Raw genomic sequence first — 17873 nt, 5'->3', positions numbered from 1 at the left:
AATGAATTATTAAGCAATACTCCCACGCTTTCTAGCTTCTTTATAGGAAGTTCCGACATTTTTTAAACCAGCTTTAATCATTTGTTGTTCTAGGAGGGCAAAGAAACGCGCTCTATCGCCACCTTTGACCACTGCTTGATTATGCGCTTCAGCGATCGCAACTGGATAGCCATATCCTTTTTGCACTTGTGCTAACATCAGCCCTAGTGCTTGATCTAACATGGTTGCATTCTCCGCTACCCATGCCGGAACTTCAATTCGGGCGATTTCGGTGCCAACGTGAACATAGCAAAAATAAATGGTTTGATCGCCGTAGAGTTCGAGAATCGGGGAATTACTCCGCCAAAGGGTACTGCGTTGTCCTGGTTTGAGTCTGGTTGCCCAAACAGAAGTATCTCGCAACTGTTCAAAGATTTTACAAGGTACTTTTTCTAGCTGATTTGGACAATGACTTTTACAGTCTGGCACTGGATGAGGACAAGCCAACAATCGTAAAAAGTTCATTGTTTCGATGCTGCGAGAGGCGCTAAGATAACCCATCAGGGGAATTTGAGCATCACGCATTTGCTGCCAAGCTTCCAGGATGGGGGGTAAAATGCGATCGCGTGCGTCCATCGGTAATTGTTCTAAAAACCAGTAAATTAACGAACCATCTACCATCGCTAATGCTGGTGCTTCCCCTTTAGCTGCACATGCAAGTTCTGCTAAAACCGTTGTTTCTGATGCAGTGCGGCGGAAACTCATCCATTCCTCGGTTCTAATTCCCCACTGCCGAGACATATATAAGTCTTCTGGGCGGTAAAATACTTCTGGCAAACTATCGAGTAGCGGATGGCGGTTTTGTCCGTAGTGTAAGACGACTCTGCCAATATTGAGTAAATAACAGTAAGCAATTTCGTGATGGTTGGGGGCAATTTGGGAACCATCGGTAGCAATTACAGTATGAATTTTTGGGGGAACTGAGATATCGATGCAGGTTTCTAGCGGCTCAATTGGGGTAGCATTAGCAAAGAGAATGCGATCGCGCCATTTTTCCTGGCGATCAATTAAATCTTGTTGAGACTCATAAGCATTTTTTAGATGTTGTTGTGCCAATTCTAAACGCTGGCGACTGGCAGCAGCTTCTAAGGTAAGATGCTGACTTAAGCCCTGCATTTGTCGCGCCAGTTTTGTTAAATCAAGCATAAAGGTAAGTGATAAATTATAAATTTGGAGTGATAAATTTGGAGTTTTAGTAATTCATTATTATTTATCTATATATTTTAAATATCTCGCTTCGTTGCCAATTTGCTAGAAAATTAAAATAATTCGTAATTGATAATTAGACTTTAATACTTGCTAATGTAATTCGTAATAAAAGTAAGTTGGGTATTTAGACCACTTACAAATTACGAATTACTTTAAAGTAGCAGGCAAAGCCCATTACGAATTAGTTAAAGCCAAGCAGGGAAATCTCTGGCAAACTGAGACAGTGATAACAAATGAATTTGTGAATCATTTTGAGCAGCTTCTCTTTCTGCTTGAGTATTATAGCCCCAGTCTGCAAGGAACAGTCTTACATCTTCAAGGTCTGTTTGCTGTTGGACTAACTGCAATGTCTTGAGTCTATCTTCTACAAACCAGAGACTAACTGGCTTGTTTTCTGCTTGTTGTTTTAATTCTCGCAAAATTTCATATTTGGGGCGCTTGACTTCTTTCCCAAAAATTGCTGCTGCCGATAAATTAACTCCTTCTTGTTCGAGCAACTGCTGTACAAAACGTCCTTCTTTAGTGGTTACAATGTATAGCTTAACTCCACTGTCAAGGGTTAATTTGATTTTTTCTATTACACCCGGATAAAATCTATGCAGACTTAGCCAACCGTCTAAATTCGTGGTAATCCATTCATCACGTTGGTTATCTAGTTTCGCAGCAATTTCTCTTGCTTGTAGCTTGTCATTTAACAAAAGTTGTGGGGCGATGCTTAACCATTCATGAAGAATTTTATCATCAGGAATTCCATCTACTAAGGCTTTGATTAAAATGGGCATTTCCCAACCCGTCTCAATTACGGGACGTAGGCGATAGAATCTCAAAGCTAAATCATCTGCTGGTGTGTCGTTACTTGGCGACCAAATTTCACAGTAGGTACGCCACGCTACCTCAAAATATTCAATTAGTCCGTCGCAAATCACTCCATCAAAGTCCAGGGCTAAAATCGTGGGACTACTTGCGGTCATTGTTTTGAGGATTAAAACTGCTGTTGTCAGCTTACCCGACAAATTTAAATTATGCAGTAATTTTTGTTAGTCTTTTAGAATTTCTAACTTGCTCAAAAAGTATGGTGGTATTGTCTAATCTAATTTGATATTGGTAGCTTAACGAGGATCTACGGCAGGTTTATGATCAACTAAACGAACTTGGTTTTGCTTGACTACTACAGTGATTAGTGGTAAAGAACGCTTTGCTGGGCCATGAACGACTCGACCCTGAGAATCATATTGAGATCCATGACAAGGACAAATAAAGTGATTCTTCTCAAGATCCCACTCAACTGTACATCCTAAATGGGTACAAGTTGGATTGATAGCGTACTCAGCAATCTTTGGCCCGTCTTGAATAATGAGATAATCAACGCTATTGTCTGGCAAGCCTTTTACGAGAATCGGAATTCCAGACTTTGCAGTTGTAAATAGTGCATTAGTCTCAATTTGCTTGCCGTCTTTGTCCAGTGCTACAGATCCGGGAAGATAATTTTCACAACGCGAATTCTTTGGATAAAGGGAGCAAAGGGTTTCTAGGCTGATCTCACGACTTTGGCTGACTTTGGGAAATAGATATGCGATCGCTATTGATGCAACTGTACCACCTAGCGTATAAGTTAAAAAATCCCGGCGCGTTTTTATCCTAGGTGGAATTTTGCCGTTAGTAGAATAATTATCTTTCATGACCTGATATACCAAGAAAGGTCTACTAATATACTACGGCGCGATCGCATGAGAATTATTCTTTGGTTTGAAGTTGTTTACTCGTAAAAATACCGTATTTAGGGCTAAATAATAATGCCAGCAAAAATAACCCCGATACGACTAAAACGATCGCAGGGCCAGAGGGCAAGTTATAAAAGTAGCTGAGGTACATCCCACTAATACTGGAAATTACACCAATTACTGCACCCAAAATCATGACTTGGTTGAGACGCTTAACTAATAAATAAGCGGTGGCTCCTGGTGTGATTAAAAGCGATAATACTAAAATCACACCTACAGCTTTCATGCTGGCGACAATTGTCAAAGCTATTAGTACCATCAATCCAAAGTTCAGCCTATTAACAGGCAAACCCGCAGCTTGAGCGCCTAAAGGATCAAATGTGTAAAATAAAAGCTCTTTATATAATAAAAGAACAACTATTAAAACAATAGTGGCAATGATCGCAGTGTCCCGCACTTCATCAATGGTAACGCCGAGAATGTTACCAAAAAGGAAGTGATTCAAGTCGATTTTATTATCTTTTTGAATAACAGTAATTAGGGTGATACCAAGGGCAAAGAATGCTGAAAAAACTATGCCCATTGCTGCATCTTCTTTGATTGGCGATCGCACCCTAATCCAGGCGATCGCCATTGTACTCAGAACACCCGCAATGAATGCACCAACATATATATTTGCTCCCACCATAAAAGCGATCGCTAGTCCGGGTAAAACTGAGTGACTGATGGCATCACCCAACAAGGCTAGGCGCTGTACCATTAGGTAGCTGCCTACAACTGCACACAACATCCCAACTAAAATGGCAATCACGAGCGATCGCTGCATAAAGCCATATTGCAACGGCTCAATTAATGCTTGTAACATATTTTGTCATTTGTCATTTGTCATTTGTCATTTGTCATTTGTCATTTGTCATTTACTAATGCCCTATATCCAATAACATTTTAGGCAGCGTCTGAAAAGTACATTACTTTACCGCTATAAGCACGATGCAGATTTTCTTCGATAAGTACTTGTTGCCGTGAACCTGTGGCGATTACTTCACGGTTTAGTAATATTAAGTCATCAAAGTGAGCGATTGATTCCCCTAAGTCGTGGTTGACTACTAGCACGATTTTGTTTTCGGCAGCCAGTTCATGGAAGACTTCAAAAATCACTGACTGGGTTTTTTGATCGATGCCTACTAGAGGTTCATCAAAGCAAAATATTTCTGCTTGCTGTGTTAAAGCACGGGCTAAAAATACCCGTTGTTGTTGTCCTCCTGATAATTGTCCAATGGGGCGATCGCAATATTCGCTCATTCCAACTCTTTCTATGGCGTTTTTTGCTACTTGGCGACTAACTGCTGAGAAGCTACGCAACCAGCCTGTTTTCTTTACCCGTCCCATCATGACTACATCCCAGACTGTGGCGGGATAAGTCCAATCAATTTGGCTACGTTGTGGTACATAGGCAACTCTCTCTAATTGTTGCATTAAAGGTTTGCCTTGGCATAGTACCGTACCACTACTGACAGGAACCAAGCCTAACATTGCTTTCATCAACGTACTTTTGCCAGCACCGTTGGGGCCAAAAATACCCGTCAATTTTCCTGGTTTGATGATACAGCTAACATCTCTTAAGGCTTCTTGTGTGCGGTAGTATACCCCCAAATGGGCAATACTAATTGCTGCTGTGGAACTCATATCGAATTTGATAGTTTTTGCAGGGACTTCCTCTGTTTTTGTCTGCGACAGACGAAATTTTGCCGGAAAAGAGACATTTTTCATAATCGGGTTTCAATATTTATTTCTTGAGCTTACTATAAAAATGAGAGAAATATGAAAAAATCTATAATTAGATGTAATATCCAAGATAAATGAAACTAATACCAGAGATAGACGGCACTAATCCTTACGGCGAGGGAATAATTAGCAGGATGAAGGGAAAAATTCTTTTCCGGCTTTGTTTGGGAATGCTTATACCTTTGGCTTTATTAAGTTGTACACAGAAAGACTCTAACCCCAACACTGCCAAGGGAGATAAACCGCGAGTTGTTGCAACTAGCACTGTCATTGCTGATTTAGCACAAGAGGTTGCAGGAGACGAAATTCAACTAAGTGGAATCCTCAAACCGGGTACTGATCCTCATGTCTACGAACCAGTACCAGCAGACAGCAGGGTTTTGGAAGAAGCTAACTTAATTTTGTATAACGGCTACAACCTGGAACCAGGACTGATTAAATTAATGAATGCTTCTGGTGGTAAAGCGCGGAAGATACCAGTGGGGGAAGCTGTCAAATCCTTGCAGTTGGATAAAGGCAAAGGCGAAATAGTGCCAGATCCGCACGTTTGGGGTAGTGCAGAAAATGCGATCGCAATGACGAATGCAATCCGAGATGCGTTGATTGAGTTATCACCTGAAGATAAAGACAAATTTACTCAAAAGGCATCGCAACTTACGAATGAATTAAAACAGTTACATAGCTGGATTAATCAACAAATTCAAACTATCCCCGCAGATAAGCGGAAACTGGTGACAACCCATGATGCCTTCCAATATTATGGACGCGCTTATGGGATTGCGATCGCAGGTACTTTAATTGGCATTAGTACCGAAGAACAACCAAGCGCTCAAACAGTCCAGAGATTAGTTGAGTCCATTAAAAAGATCGGCGTTCCCGCAATTTTTTCTGAGACTACAATTAACCCAGCTTTAATCAAAACTGTTGCTCAAGAAGCAGGAGTGAAATTAGCACCAAATCAACTCTACTCTGATTCAATTGGTGCAAAAGGAAGTAATGGAGATTCTTACATCAAAATGATGGAGGCGAATACCCGTAGCATTGTAGAAGCATTAGGGGGAAAATACACGCCATTTCAACTAAAGAAGTAAATTTATCTGAGTAAATATCTAACCTAAGACGTGTTCTTCTCAAAGTCTCTCCAGAGAAAGAACTTTTTGTATCTTTGATTTTTTAGAGTGTTATTAGCAAAGCTAGATTTTTTAATACCTGAAAAGCCATGACTGATAAAAATCAAGAAAATCAAATTCGTCAACCAGTAAGTGAAGATACACATTTACGCGAAGAACCTAATGTCAAGGAAAGAAACTTAACAGCGAATCCTGGAGATAGAATTGCTGATGAGTCTCAATCTGTAGAAGAAAAGGCTAAACAGGTAGCTGTGGATGATGTACCAGACATTACAGGCGACAAAATTACAGTCCCGACTTACTTCGTTGTGGATGAACCCGATGGCACAAAGAAAGCACTCCACCATGTTAAAGATGCTGAAGAGATTTCTGACATGATTCGGGAAGCACGAGTTGACGAAAATGGAAATCGAATTTGGTGGTAGTCATTCATTAAAGAGACGCGGGGACAAGGAGAGTTATTTCTTTGCGTCCCCGTATTTGTTTTCTTGAATCAAGTTAGTTTATATAATCACACATCTGGAACTTTTCCCAGGATGAACAATAATGGTAGATGCCACAAGTACCAAAGAATTGACATATTGGACTACACCAGAAATTAAAAATCAAATTTTAGAACTTGTTAAAGATCGCAATCTAGAGCCATTAAAAGCCAAAGTAGATTTTTATAAAAATGAATTAGCACCATACTTTGCAGAATTGAGCCGACGTAATCCCTTTGGGAAGGTTGCAGATCAAGTAGCGATCGTGACGGGAGTATGGGTACCAATATGGTCTACTATACCTTTTCAAGATATTTTACCTGGTAGGATACACGAGCAGTCTTACCAAATTTTTCATACTAATGGTTACTATGCAAATATTGCCCGTTATGCACCAGGGCATCAATCTAGTTTTTGGCAAAAAATCGCATCAAAACTACCAGCTTATGACTTAATGTTGTTGCAAAAATATTCAGTTATAGATGAAAAGTGGGATATTAAAAATGTTGGGATATTCCAAGCATTGAAAAATAGAGAAATCCCGTTGACAATTGATGATGCAGATGAGTGGTTTACGACAACAGTCAAATCTAAATTTCAGGAAGCAGTACCAAATATAGATTTACAGCAAGAACTTATAGTAAAAGATATGGACAGAAATACTGTCAAAAAATTTAAAAAAGTTTACCTAGCTACTTCTTTTTTAGAGCATCTATATATAGATAATGATTTTCGGTTAGTTAAGAGTCAACGAGAAGCAACACAACGACCAAGTTATACAATAGCTATTCGTAGACGTTAAACTAACAAAATTTTTTAATTAATTTTATGCAGCCACTACAACAACAAATTACTTCTACCGACAGTTATAACTACCTGCTATTCTTGCCCAGTGGACTGCACCAAGACGGAAGTCCCAACGAAAAACTAGAGCCACTTTTGCCAACAATCTTATGTTTACACGGTTCGGGTGAGCGAGGCTCTTACTTAAATCATGTGAAAAAGCACGGTGTTGCCAAGGTTGTAGAACAACAGCCAGATTTTCCCTTCATTGTCATTTCTCCCCAATGTCCGCGCGGTGAATATTGGAATATAGAACGATTAAACACCCTTTTGGATGAGGTTATTGCATCCTATCCTGTTGATCCAGATCGGGTTTACCTGACCGGTTTAAGCATGGGTGGTTACGGAACCTGGCATTTAGCAGCAGCGCAGCCAGAACGATTTGCTGCGATCGCGCCTATCTGTGGCGGTGGTAATCCAGCCCAAGCACATAAGCTGAAAAGCCTTCCTGTGTGGGCATTTCACGGAGCAAAAGATAATGTCGTTCCCTTAAGCGAGTCCGAAATCATGGTTTCTGCACTCAAAGCCCACGATGGGAATGTGAAATTTACAGTTTATCCAGAAGCCGATCACGACTCATGGACGCAGACATACAATAATCCAGAGTTGTATGAGTGGTTTTTGCAACATCGGAGACAGCCGACTGTAGATTAAAGATATTTTTTTCTGCATTTTAATACATCTCTAAATGACAGTTATTTTCAGGTAAATAGACCACGCGGTAGTGGCGCAAGAGCTTGCGCCACTACTGAAATTTACGCAAGAGCGATTGCCCTAACTTCAACATATTTTCATCAAAAATATTTTTTAGCGCCCAAAGATTAAAACTTCTAACAAGTCGTCACTTGCACCTTTGACATCAGAGTATATAACTTCAATAATGTTCTTACGTAAAAATCCGTAGTCATATAGGATTCTTATTTGATTTTTGCTAAATATACTGAGAACTAAAACCCAATCTGGTTAGCTCTCAGTCAGCCTTGCTTTGACAAATCAAATGAGATTGCTATATAAACCGGCATTAATAGGGTTGCATTATGCTTTTTTCGAATTCAAAAACTACCTTAAAAACTCGCCAAAATAATAAAATAGGCAGAGTTTTTTGGACTCCTACTAACGTTCTGATACTCACTGGATATTTAATAATTTTACCAATTTTTACATTGACAACTTTATCCTTATTATTGCCATTATTCACTGCTAGTTTATTAGCTTCCATCGGAACCTCGCACTACTCTACATCGATTCCTTGGATAGATGATGCCTCTGAATGTGAATATACTGGGAGAAGCTGGCGCGATCGCAAGTGTTGGGATAATCAACACGATCCCACGTTCTGAATGGATATTGCACAAAGAGGTGTGTAAATAATTAGAACAATTGCTTAATTTGACAAAATAGGCTACCAGTCTTGGAATTAGATCAAAATGGATATGTAGCCTGTTGTTTGTCCAATCTTGAATCAACCTAACTTTGTGCGAAATCTGCAAGAAACCCATTTAAATCGTGCCCGCGCTAGTCTCAGACAAGCACTGTCTTGGTATGGATATCTCCGCAAATCAGGACAGTTGTCATCTAACCCGGAATTGGCAGGTTTGTTAAAACCGGAATTGGAAGCTTTGAACTCTACACTCAACAAGCTGGACTCTAACGTGATTAGAATTGCCGCTTTTGGTTTGGTGAGTCGTGGTAAGTCAGCAGTTTTAAATGCTTTACTGGGAGACAAAATTTTGCAAACTGGGCCCCTAAACGGTGTCACTCAATGGCCCCGTTCGGTGCGTTGGCAGCCAGGAGGTAAGGTATTAGTAGAGTTAATTGATACCCCAGGATTAGATGAAATTGAGGGTGAGTCACGGGCGGATATGGCACGAGAAGTTGTGCATCAGGCGGATTTGATTTTGTTTGTTGTGTCTGGTGATATCACGCGCACTGAGTATCAGGCACTGCTAGAATTGCGGCGATCGCAAAAACCCCTGATCTTAGTATTTAACAAAATCGACCTTTACCCAGATACAGACCGGGGAGCGATTTACCAAAATTTGCAACAATTGGGTGCTGGACATTCTGAAGCAAAGCCTCTATTGCCTGATGAAATTGTCATGGTGGCGGCGGAACCAGCAGCAATGGAAGTGCGAGTTGAGTGGCCTGATGGGCGTGTCAGTTATGAATGGGAGACACCACCACCGCAAGTAGATGAACTCAAAGAGACAATTCTGAACATTCTGAACCGGGAAGGGCGATCGCTTCTGGCTTTAAATGCCCTCATCCAAGCACGGGATGCAGAAGCTGCGATCGCTCAAAAAACCATCGATTTACGCGAACAAGAAGCTGAAAATATCATTTGGCAATTTACCAAATACAAAGCTTTGGCAGTAATGCTCAATCCCATCGCTTTCTTAGATATCCTTGGCGGAACTGTTGCCGATTTAGCTTTAATTCGCGCTCTAGCTAGATTATATGGTTTGCCGATGACTAGCTATGAAGCCGGAAAAATTTTAAAAACGATTTTATTTAGTTCTGGTGGCTTGCTACTGGGGGAACTAGGTAGTAGTTTTCTTCTGGGTTTAAGTAAAACTACTGCTGCAATAACCAGTGCTGACAATCCCAGCAATATTACTGCTTTAGCTGGCAGTGCGATCGCTCAAGCTGGTATCGCTGGTTATGGTGCATACTCCGTTGGCAAAGCCGCTCAGGTGTATCTCGAAAAAGGCTGCACTTGGGGACAGTTGGGTGCTAGCAGCGTAATTCAAGAAATTCTCTCTCAAGTCGATCAAAATACAATTCTGTATCGTTTGCGACAAGAGTTAGGCATAAAATATTGAGAATAATTAAATTTTGTTAAGCATTTGTTACTGTTTACAAGTGTTTATGAACTTCTATCAAGCTCTTCTGACAATTGACTGAGATTTCGAATTTGGGATGCAAGATTGAGGGAACAGGTTATAGGGAAAAGGTTATAGAAAAAACTATCCTCTATCCCCTAATATCTATCTGCGTAAATTAAAGGTGAAAGGATCATGACAACTACCCTAAACTCATTTGAAACTGCTGGTGCAGCAAATCTTGAAGAAGCTATTACTGAAGCCATTACTGAAGCTCGCACAACTTGTGAGCTAAATGGCAGCGATTCTGCTAATTGTGCCGTAGCCTGGGACATTGTGGAAGAATTGCAAGCTGAGAAATCCGATCAACAGCAAGCAAAAGCAAAGAAAAACTCTTTAGAAAACTATTGCGATCGCCATCCAGCTTCCGTAGAATGTCTAATCTACGACGTTTAACTTTTCCGTAAATCAGTTGTTGCTGATTGCGTTATTTGCTTAATTGCCTCTAAATCAGGTAATGGTATTTCACTTCTCATTCCCAACCACAAAAGATATTCGATATTCCCAGCCGGGCCAGTGATCGGCGACCAAGTTAAGCCTTTGTATTTCCATCCCAATTCGTGGGCTGCTTGCAACACCTGGAAAATAGCATCAGCTTGGTCGTTTGGATCTCGCACAACACCTTTTTTACCCACACGGGATCTGCCAACTTCAAACTGTGGCTTGACTAACAACACAGCTTCTCGGTTAGCTTGAGTTAGTTGCCACAAAGCAGGCAGAATTTTAGTTAAAGAAATAAACGATACATCAACCACCGCCAAATCAGGAATCGGATCGTTTTCGCTATATAACTCCTCTGGTCGTAGTTGCCTTAAATTGGTACGTTCCCGCAAAATCACCCGCGAATCATTTCGCAACCGCCAGTCAACTTGTCCGTAACCGACATCAATGCCGTAAACTTGTTTTGCTCCAGCTTGCAAGAGACAATCAGTAAAACCACCTGTAGAAATCCCACCATCTAAACAAATACGCTCTGCTACAGGGATGGCAAATACTGACAAAGCCTTGGAGAGTTTTTCACCACCTCTAGAAACAAAAGGCGATCGCTCTTTAATATTTATTTGAGCCGAAATATCAACTTCCGTACCAGGTTTATCAACTAACTGCTGATTAACAGTCACTTCCCCCGCCTGAATTAACCTTTGTGCCAAGGCGCGAGAAGAACATAAATTTAGCTCTACTAATAGTGTGTCGAGTCGCTGTTTAGCCAATTAACTAGACTCTCCTGGTGAGATTAAAACCAAAGCACTTGAAAATACAGCTAGAAACATCTTACTGCAAGGATTGGGTACGGTAGTCAATACCAAAACCTTTACGAAGCTTGAGGATTTGACACTTTCAGCCTTAGACAGACTGAGTTTCCCGCATCCCGTATATTACTATGAAAAACAAAACCCATCTAGAAAGTATCTAAATGGGAAAATTTTTGATGAATTTTTGAATTCGCCAACAGGACGCATTTTTAGCTAAATACATATTTTCAGTGGTAGCCCATCCTGAAAAACTAGTAATTCTCCCGGTTGAATTTTTGTCCAAACTTCGTTGTCAGTCAGGGGAGTAGTAGCAATGACAGCAACGCGATCGCGTTCGGTAGTCACTTCCCGAAAATCTACGGTCATGTCTTGGTCGATCAAATGGGCAGCTGCAAAGGGCGCTTGACGGACAATGTAGCTGAGGTTAGTTGAACAATGAGCAAAAAAGTGTTCTCCATCAGATAATAAGTAATTGAATATACCTATTTCTGCAATTGCATCACTAATTTGTTTGAGTACAGGGTACAGTTTCTTGATGTCAGGTTTACCATCAGGAAAGCGCGATCGCAATGTTTCTAGCATCATACAGAATGCTTTTTCACTATCTGTATCACCTACGGCTTGATAAAAGCCCAAATTTTCTGGATCAAAATTTGGCAAATTACCGTTGTGAGCAAATACCCAATACTGACCCCACAATTCTCTGCGGAAAGGATGGCAGTTGTGTAGGGCAACTTCACCCTGGGTAGCTTTGCGGATATGGGCTATGACATGGGTTGAATGGATAGGATAACTCCGCACCAACTCCGCTACTGGAGAAGCAACAGAAGGTTGGGCATCTAAAAACATCCGACATCCCTTTCCTTCAAAGAAAGCAATGCCCCAACCATCGCTATGATGATCTGTTCTTCCTCCCCGTGCAGAAAACCCTTCAAAAGAAAAGCAAATATCCGTTGGAACATTGCAATTCATTCCGAGCAATTGGCACATGAATGTTGCACTCTAAATTTTCGACTAAGGTCTCAGGATCAAGATACTTCAGAATGCTGCATTGATTCTGGAGCGATCGCTTCAATGTTGGAATTTAATTGGCATTGGGGAATGGGGAATTGGATATGCTTATTTTCTATGTCCTCTGCTGTATTGTTAATATTTCTTAACAAATTACGAATTACGAATTATCTAAAGCATTTGCTTTAAATATTGCTCATAGCCTAATTGTTCTAGCTTTTCTTGCTTTGCAATTACTGATTCACATAGGGTTTGGCGATATTGTTGCACTTTTTCTAGCAATTCTGGTTGTTGAGTTGCCAGTATTTGTACTGCTAAAAGTCCGGCATTTTTGGCATTACCGATCGCCACTGTTGCTACAGGAATACCCGCAGGCATTTGTAAAATAGAATACAAAGAATCTACACCTTGTAAGTTCCTGGTGACTACAGGAACACCAATAACAGGAAGTGGTGTTAAAGACGCTACCATTCCAGGCAGATGTGCAGCACCACCGGCACCGGCAATAATCACCTTAATACCGCGTTGGTGTGCAAGTTGAGCGTATTGCACCATCCGTTCTGGGGTACGGTGAGCAGAAACGATCGCCACTTCGCTCTCAACGCCAAATTCGTCACAAACAGCGATCGCGTCTTTCATGGTGGGCAAATCAGAATCGCTGCCCATGATAATACCAACTAGGGGAGTCATAATAATTAAAAATTCAAAATTTAAAATTCAAAATTATTGGAGCTAGCTTATGGAAGCTAGGTTATGCCGATTTATCATCTCATTGATTGATGTTGGTTGCATCTAAAATCAGATTTATCTTTCTTCTAGTTCAGTGTGATGACCCAAGCGACACAAAATCCTGTAGATATTATCAATGCTAGAGTGCCTGGTTACAAAGATTTGCAAATGCTCTTGGTTGATGAAGAGGGCATAATTGAGCAAATCTTGCCAATGGGTACAGTAGAAGCACGCAGCCGTGCATCTTTAATAAACGTTGCTGGCGACTGGATTTCATTGGGTGGCGTTGATTTACAAATTAACGGTGCTTTGGGATTGGCATTTCCTGATTTAACGGCTGAAAATGCTCATAAGCTCCAGAAAATCTCACAATTTTTATGGGATGTTGGGGTAGATGGATTTTTACCGACACTTGTGACAACTTCAGTAGAAAATATTCAGCGATCGCTTGCTATTATTGCTGAAGTTCTCCCCAGTCAACCAGCAGGTGCCAAGATTCTGGGAGTACATCTAGAAGGGCCATTTTTGAATTTTCAAAAGCGCGGCGCACACCCAGCAGAGTATCTCTTACCCCTGACAATGGATCAGGTAAAGTGGGTTTTGGGTGATTATGCCCATGTTGTGAAAGTCATCACTTTAGCACCGGAGTTAGATTTCACTGGCCAAGTAATTCCATATTTGCGTTCTCTGGCAATTACTGTCAGTTTAGGGCATTCTCAGGCCACATCTGCTCAAGCACAACGTGCCTTTGAACAAGGTGCAACGATGGTAACTCATGCTTTCAATGCCATGCCAGCATTACATCACCGAGAACCAGGATTATTAGGGGCAGCAATTATCGATCCTGATGTAATGTGTGGTTTTATTGCTGATGGTGAACACGTTTCGCCCATGATGCTGCAAATTTTGCTTCGCGCTAGCTATCAAGAACAAGGGCTGTTTCTCGTCAGCGATGCCCTTTCCCCTCTGGGACTACCTGATGGCGTGTATCCTTGGGACAGTCGGCAAATTGAAGTTAAAAACGGTACGGCACGATTGGCCGATGGCACTTTGTCGGGGACGACTTTACCCTTATTGGTGGGAGTGCAGAATTTGGTGAAGTGGGGAATTTGTGACGTAGAAAGTGCGATCGCTTTAGCTACTAATGCACCTAGAAAAGCGATTGGTTTACCAGGAATTGTTAAGAGTCAATCCGCTAACTTATTACGCTGGCATTGGGATGAGACTACAAAAGAATTAACTTGGCAACGTGCCATCACCGCAGAAATGCTCAAGAAGCCAGAAGATGGTAATTTATCTATTGCTCTCAACTCCATATAATTCCCAAATAGCGAAAAAGGGAAAGGTTTTATTATCCCTTTCCCTTTAATCTGAGTGGAGTCTAAGCTTTAATTACGAATTACGAATTAGTAATTATTACGCAGGGTTTGGTTGAGTTCGGCTTTGAAGTAGCTGGATAATTGCAGCTTTTTCTAAAATTCCAACTAGAACGCCGTTCTTACGAATTACAGGAAGCACAGATAGCTTTTGTTCTTCGAGTAACTGTATGACTTCTAGCAGAGGTTGATCTGATTGGACTGTGGTAGATTCGGTAATTGGTCGCATAACTTCTTTTACTTGAGTTTCTGACCACAATGCTGTTGGTACATTTCGTAAATTATCAACTGCGATCGCACCTACTAATTGTCCATCATCATCAGTCACCAAGAACCGATGCCAGTTTTGTCCACTGATGACTCGCTCATCGGCAAACTCTCTCAGGCTAAGATTACCAGATACAATCGGGCTGTCATGAGTTACAGCATCTTCAGCAGTCAAACCTGTGAGTTTTTCTTGCACTCTGGCAAATTGAGCCGCATTACCAGCATTTTGCAACAAGAAGAAGCCAATTAACAAGTTCCAGAAGTTACCGGCGTTGCCAAAGAATAGTAGAGGAACTATACCAGAAAGAATTGCTACCCAACCAAAGATTTGTCCAACTCGACTAGCAAAGGTTACGCCTTTATAAGGATTGCCTGTAACTTTCCAAACTATAGCTTTCAGTATATTTCCGCCATCTAATGGCAAGCCAGGAATCAGGTTAAATAGGGCTAATGCCAAGTTAACAGAAGCTAGAACACCAAGAATTGCTGTTAACGGGCCTGATGCAGTAGTAGTAACACCAATGGCTGTAACGATACCACACAGTAGCAAGCTTACCATTGGGCCAGCGATCGCCACCCAAAAAGCCTCACTTGGGGTTTTCGACTCTTTTTCTAAACTAGCTAAACCGCCAAATATAAACAGAGTGATAGATTTGACATCAATACCCTGACGAATCGCAACGAAACTGTGGCCTAATTCATGGGCGACGACAGAGGCAAATAACATCAGCGCTGTCATCAATCCCAGTAGCAAAGCTAATCCCGCAGATAATTGGGGAAATTGTGCCGCCAGTCCACTGCTATAGCTCCAAGTTACCAAACCCAGAACTAAAAACCATGACGGATGGATATAGAAGGGAATTCCGAAGAGATTACCAACGCGAATTGTGCCATTCATGTCGTTCACCTTTAATTTCAGCTTCGAGAGGTTTGTTTTCGTCCTTCTCGATATCTTAATTGTAACGAAAGGTTAAGAGATCTTAATCTTGATAATGGTAGTGGTGTCCGTCTGTAAAGGTGTGGTTATTGGTATTATTTGCGAATAATAGCTCACTATTTCTCTATAGCTACATCAGGTAGACGACTCCACTCATTCCAAGAGCCATCGTAATTGCGAACGTTCGGATAACCTAATAAATACTTCAACACAAACCAGATATATCCAGAACGCGCACCGATAGTACAGTAGGGAAACACTTCCTTATCAGCCGTAATGCCCTTACTGTCATAAAGATTTTTCAATTCCTTGAATGATTTAAAAGTGCCATCCTCATTGAAAGTTAAGAGATGCTCAAGATGCACTGCACCTGGAATATGTCCAGTGAGTTGACCTTCTTTTGGTGGTTGATCGAAAAACCACTCACCAGAATATTCTTGAAGTGTTCGGACATCTAACAACACGCGCTCGCTTCTACCAATCGAAGCCTGAACTTCATTGTGTAATACTCGCAGATGAGCATCGATACCTCTGGTATGGTAATCAGTAGAAGCAAACGTAGATAACTCAGTTGCTAGTGGACGAGCTTCTGACTTCCATTTCTGGTACCCACCATTGAGAACTTTTACATTTTCATGCCCAAAGACTTGCAAAAGCCAGAAAATCCAGGCTCCAGTTCCAGGATAACTGCCATAAGCAATCACTGTTGTGTTATTTGTGATACCTGAACGTGCCATCAGCCTCTCAAAAGCGATCGCATCCCAATTCATTTTAAAATCGGGCAATAGTAAGTCTGTAAAGATGTTCCAGAAGACAGCACCAGTGATGTGAGCATTTTTGTACGGTTCTGGACTCATATTCACTTCAATAATGCGGACGTTTGGATCGTTAAGATGATTTTCCAGCCATTGGGTATCAACAAGAACGGATGGATGAGCATATTGAGACATTGTTATTTCTCCTGTAATAGCGCTAAAAGAATTGAAAGTTACCTATTTAGTCTTGGTTATGGTTGGGAAATACAATCTGCGATGTCCGATGAACTAGGGTTGTGGAAATAGAAAATAAAGAAAAGCCGATGAGTGGGTGGAAAACGGCTAAAGGAAAAGAAGTTTTCAAGTGAATTGTGAGAAATTGCAGTCCTAGCAACACTGGGATACTTGCTGTCAGGTTCTGGACTCTGGGAGGAAACGGCATCAAAAACACCCATGTCAGCAAAATTACCGAGAGTCCGCTATATCCTCGCACCAGCCAAATATGTAGATTCCACCAATCAGAGTTGTAAAAGTAAGCCAGTCCGACACTGAAAACTTGGGTTGCTAAACAGAGATTAAAAAACACTACTGCGATAAAAAAACTGATTTGAATCCAGCGCCCGGATATCTGTGTATCATCAATGCCAGGATTTAGAGTCATGCTTAAGTAATCCAAAAAAGGCAAACAAGAGAAAAGACTTGGTGTAACTAAAGCTAAGATAGGTCTGGTTGCCATACTGCGCCTAGACCTCGAAAGTGTACAATTTGCCAATCATGATTGCTTTACAAGCTCTATTTCATGAAATTGCTCAAGCTAAAGATGAAGAGGCGTTGCGATCGCACATACGCGCAGAAATGAGTGAATATTTTTCAGCTACACGATGTGGGCTGTTTTTCTTTGCTCAAATTTCTCTACTTGACAGCAAGTTCCAAAAAGCACTGCAAATTGCATTATCACCTCAACACAATCCAGTTGCACGTTACTTGCTAGAACACCATGCCCCTGTTCATGAAGGTTTAGTTGTAGAGCCTAAGACATGGAGATTGATTTGTCCTCGTGCCGATCACTGGCACGTTATGGCAGGGCCAATTGTCAGCAATGGGCAGTTAGTAGGTGTGGTAGGTTTTACCCGTCAGCAAGGAATGCCTACATTCGATTCACAAAATCTCACAGATTTGAGTGCGCTTTGTCTGCACATTTCTACTTGGGTAGCAATAGCGCAATCCCAACATCCACTACTATCACAGACAGAGCGTTTAACACCTCGTGAAAAGCAAATTGCTAACTTGGTGGCTCAAGGACAAACCAATGCAGAAATTAGTACTGAACTTTGGATTACTGAAAACTCTGTCAAGCAAGCTTTAAAAAGGATGTTTCGCAAACTTGAGGTTTCATCTCGGACTCACATGGTTGCAAAGCTTTCCACAATTTCAAAATAGTCATCTTCAAGTAT

21 protein-coding genes are annotated in these 17873 nt (G+C 41.2%); 9 read left to right on the top strand and 12 right to left on the bottom strand.

All coding sequences use genetic code 11. From position 1 onward, the window contains the following. Positions 1-9 precede the first annotated feature (9 nt). From IQ274_RS01570 to IQ274_RS01550, 5 genes are all read right to left on the bottom strand, one after another. The gene (locus IQ274_RS01570; RefSeq protein ID WP_163932431.1) at positions 10-1185 is read right to left on the bottom strand and encodes a DNA double-strand break repair nuclease NurA; all 1176 of its coding nucleotides are present in this window, start codon (positions 1183-1185) and stop codon (positions 10-12) included. Positions 1186-1433: 248 nt separating this feature from the next. Continuing rightward, entirely contained in the window at positions 1434-2219 is a 786-nt protein-coding gene (locus IQ274_RS01565; protein ID WP_193867159.1) for an HAD family hydrolase, read from the bottom strand. A gap of 138 nt (positions 2220-2357) precedes the next feature. Then, on the bottom strand, positions 2358-2927 hold the full coding sequence (locus IQ274_RS01560) for a Rieske 2Fe-2S domain-containing protein (protein ID WP_193867158.1): 570 nt from the start codon (positions 2925-2927) through the stop codon (positions 2358-2360). Positions 2928-2982: 55 nt separating this feature from the next. Beyond that, a complete protein-coding gene (locus IQ274_RS01555; RefSeq protein WP_163932440.1) occupies positions 2983-3834 on the bottom strand; it encodes a metal ABC transporter permease in 852 nt (283 codons plus the stop codon). 80 nt (positions 3835-3914) lie between these two features. Continuing rightward, positions 3915-4739 (bottom strand): metal ABC transporter ATP-binding protein, encoded by an 825-nt coding sequence (locus IQ274_RS01550; RefSeq protein WP_193867157.1) that lies wholly within the window; start codon positions 4737-4739, stop codon positions 3915-3917. Positions 4740-4828: 89 nt separating this feature from the next. On the opposite strand from IQ274_RS01550, the gene IQ274_RS01545 reads away from it, so the two are divergent. From IQ274_RS01545 to IQ274_RS01515, 7 genes are all read left to right on the top strand, one after another. Then, positions 4829-5845, top strand: coding sequence for a metal ABC transporter substrate-binding protein (locus tag IQ274_RS01545; protein ID WP_163932446.1), 1017 nt, complete (start codon positions 4829-4831; stop codon positions 5843-5845). Between the two features lie 128 nt (positions 5846-5973). Beyond that, the gene (locus IQ274_RS01540) at positions 5974-6309 is read left to right on the top strand and encodes a hypothetical protein (protein WP_163932449.1); all 336 of its coding nucleotides are present in this window, start codon (positions 5974-5976) and stop codon (positions 6307-6309) included. Between the two features lie 121 nt (positions 6310-6430). Continuing rightward, entirely contained in the window at positions 6431-7168 is a 738-nt protein-coding gene (locus tag IQ274_RS01535; RefSeq protein WP_163932452.1) for a hypothetical protein, read from the top strand. Between the two features lie 26 nt (positions 7169-7194). After that, the gene (locus IQ274_RS01530; protein WP_193867156.1) at positions 7195-7863 is read left to right on the top strand and encodes a prolyl oligopeptidase family serine peptidase; all 669 of its coding nucleotides are present in this window, start codon (positions 7195-7197) and stop codon (positions 7861-7863) included. A 383-nt stretch (positions 7864-8246) separates the two neighbouring features. Further along, a complete protein-coding gene (locus IQ274_RS01525; protein ID WP_163932459.1) occupies positions 8247-8549 on the top strand; it encodes a hypothetical protein in 303 nt (100 codons plus the stop codon). Positions 8550-8684: 135 nt separating this feature from the next. Continuing rightward, positions 8685-10031 carry a GTP-binding protein gene (locus IQ274_RS01520; protein ID WP_193867155.1) on the top strand — a complete coding sequence of 449 codons (1347 nt, stop codon included), beginning with the start codon at positions 8685-8687 and terminating at the stop codon, positions 10029-10031. Between the two features lie 195 nt (positions 10032-10226). Beyond that, positions 10227-10487, top strand: coding sequence for a Calvin cycle protein CP12 (locus IQ274_RS01515; protein ID WP_012411541.1), 261 nt, complete (start codon positions 10227-10229; stop codon positions 10485-10487). Here IQ274_RS01515 and IQ274_RS01510 read toward each other — a convergent pair. The 4 genes from IQ274_RS01510 to purE all read right to left on the bottom strand — a co-directional run bounded on the left by IQ274_RS01510 (position 10484) and on the right by purE (position 13045). Beyond that, on the bottom strand, positions 10484-11302 hold the full coding sequence (locus tag IQ274_RS01510; protein WP_193867154.1) for a TlyA family RNA methyltransferase: 819 nt from the start codon (positions 11300-11302) through the stop codon (positions 10484-10486). The genes IQ274_RS01515 and IQ274_RS01510 overlap by 4 nt on opposite strands. 255 nt (positions 11303-11557) lie before the next feature. Next, entirely contained in the window at positions 11558-12334 is a 777-nt protein-coding gene (locus tag IQ274_RS01505) for a class II glutamine amidotransferase (RefSeq protein ID WP_163933395.1), read from the bottom strand. A 38-nt stretch (positions 12335-12372) separates the two neighbouring features. Continuing rightward, complete coding sequence (locus IQ274_RS37195) at positions 12373-12507, bottom strand: hypothetical protein (RefSeq protein ID WP_265578504.1); 135 nt, start codon at positions 12505-12507, stop codon at positions 12373-12375. A gap of 19 nt (positions 12508-12526) precedes the next feature. Beyond that, positions 12527-13045: a 5-(carboxyamino)imidazole ribonucleotide mutase gene (gene purE / locus IQ274_RS01500; RefSeq protein WP_163933398.1), complete on the bottom strand. Its 519-nt coding sequence runs from the start codon at positions 13043-13045 to the stop codon at positions 12527-12529. A gap of 138 nt (positions 13046-13183) precedes the next feature. Between purE and nagA the strand changes: the two genes are divergently transcribed. Beyond that, positions 13184-14404, top strand: a complete 1221-nt coding sequence (nagA, locus tag IQ274_RS01495) for an N-acetylglucosamine-6-phosphate deacetylase (protein ID WP_193867153.1) — start codon at positions 13184-13186, stop codon at positions 14402-14404. A 96-nt stretch (positions 14405-14500) separates the two neighbouring features. On the opposite strand, the gene IQ274_RS01490 is transcribed toward nagA, so the two are convergent. The 3 genes from IQ274_RS01490 to IQ274_RS01480 form a co-directional block, all read right to left on the bottom strand. After that, complete coding sequence (locus IQ274_RS01490) at positions 14501-15625, bottom strand: site-2 protease family protein (protein ID WP_193867152.1); 1125 nt, start codon at positions 15623-15625, stop codon at positions 14501-14503. Positions 15626-15780: 155 nt separating this feature from the next. Further along, on the bottom strand, positions 15781-16614 hold the full coding sequence (locus IQ274_RS01485; RefSeq protein ID WP_193867151.1) for a sulfurtransferase: 834 nt from the start codon (positions 16612-16614) through the stop codon (positions 15781-15783). A gap of 46 nt (positions 16615-16660) precedes the next feature. Continuing rightward, on the bottom strand, positions 16661-17155 hold the full coding sequence (locus IQ274_RS01480; protein ID WP_228057973.1) for a DUF6220 domain-containing protein: 495 nt from the start codon (positions 17153-17155) through the stop codon (positions 16661-16663). Between the two features lie 38 nt (positions 17156-17193). On the opposite strand from IQ274_RS01480, the gene IQ274_RS01475 reads away from it, so the two are divergent. Then, entirely contained in the window at positions 17194-17859 is a 666-nt protein-coding gene (locus tag IQ274_RS01475; protein ID WP_193867149.1) for a LuxR C-terminal-related transcriptional regulator, read from the top strand. Positions 17860-17873 lie beyond the last annotated feature (14 nt).

Source organism: Nostoc sp. LEGE 12447 (genome assembly GCF_015206985.1).
GTDB lineage: Bacteria > Cyanobacteriota > Cyanobacteriia > Cyanobacteriales > Nostocaceae > Nostoc.
Note: the sequence above shows the minus strand (reverse complement) of the source record. Positions and strands in the feature narration are given on the sequence as shown.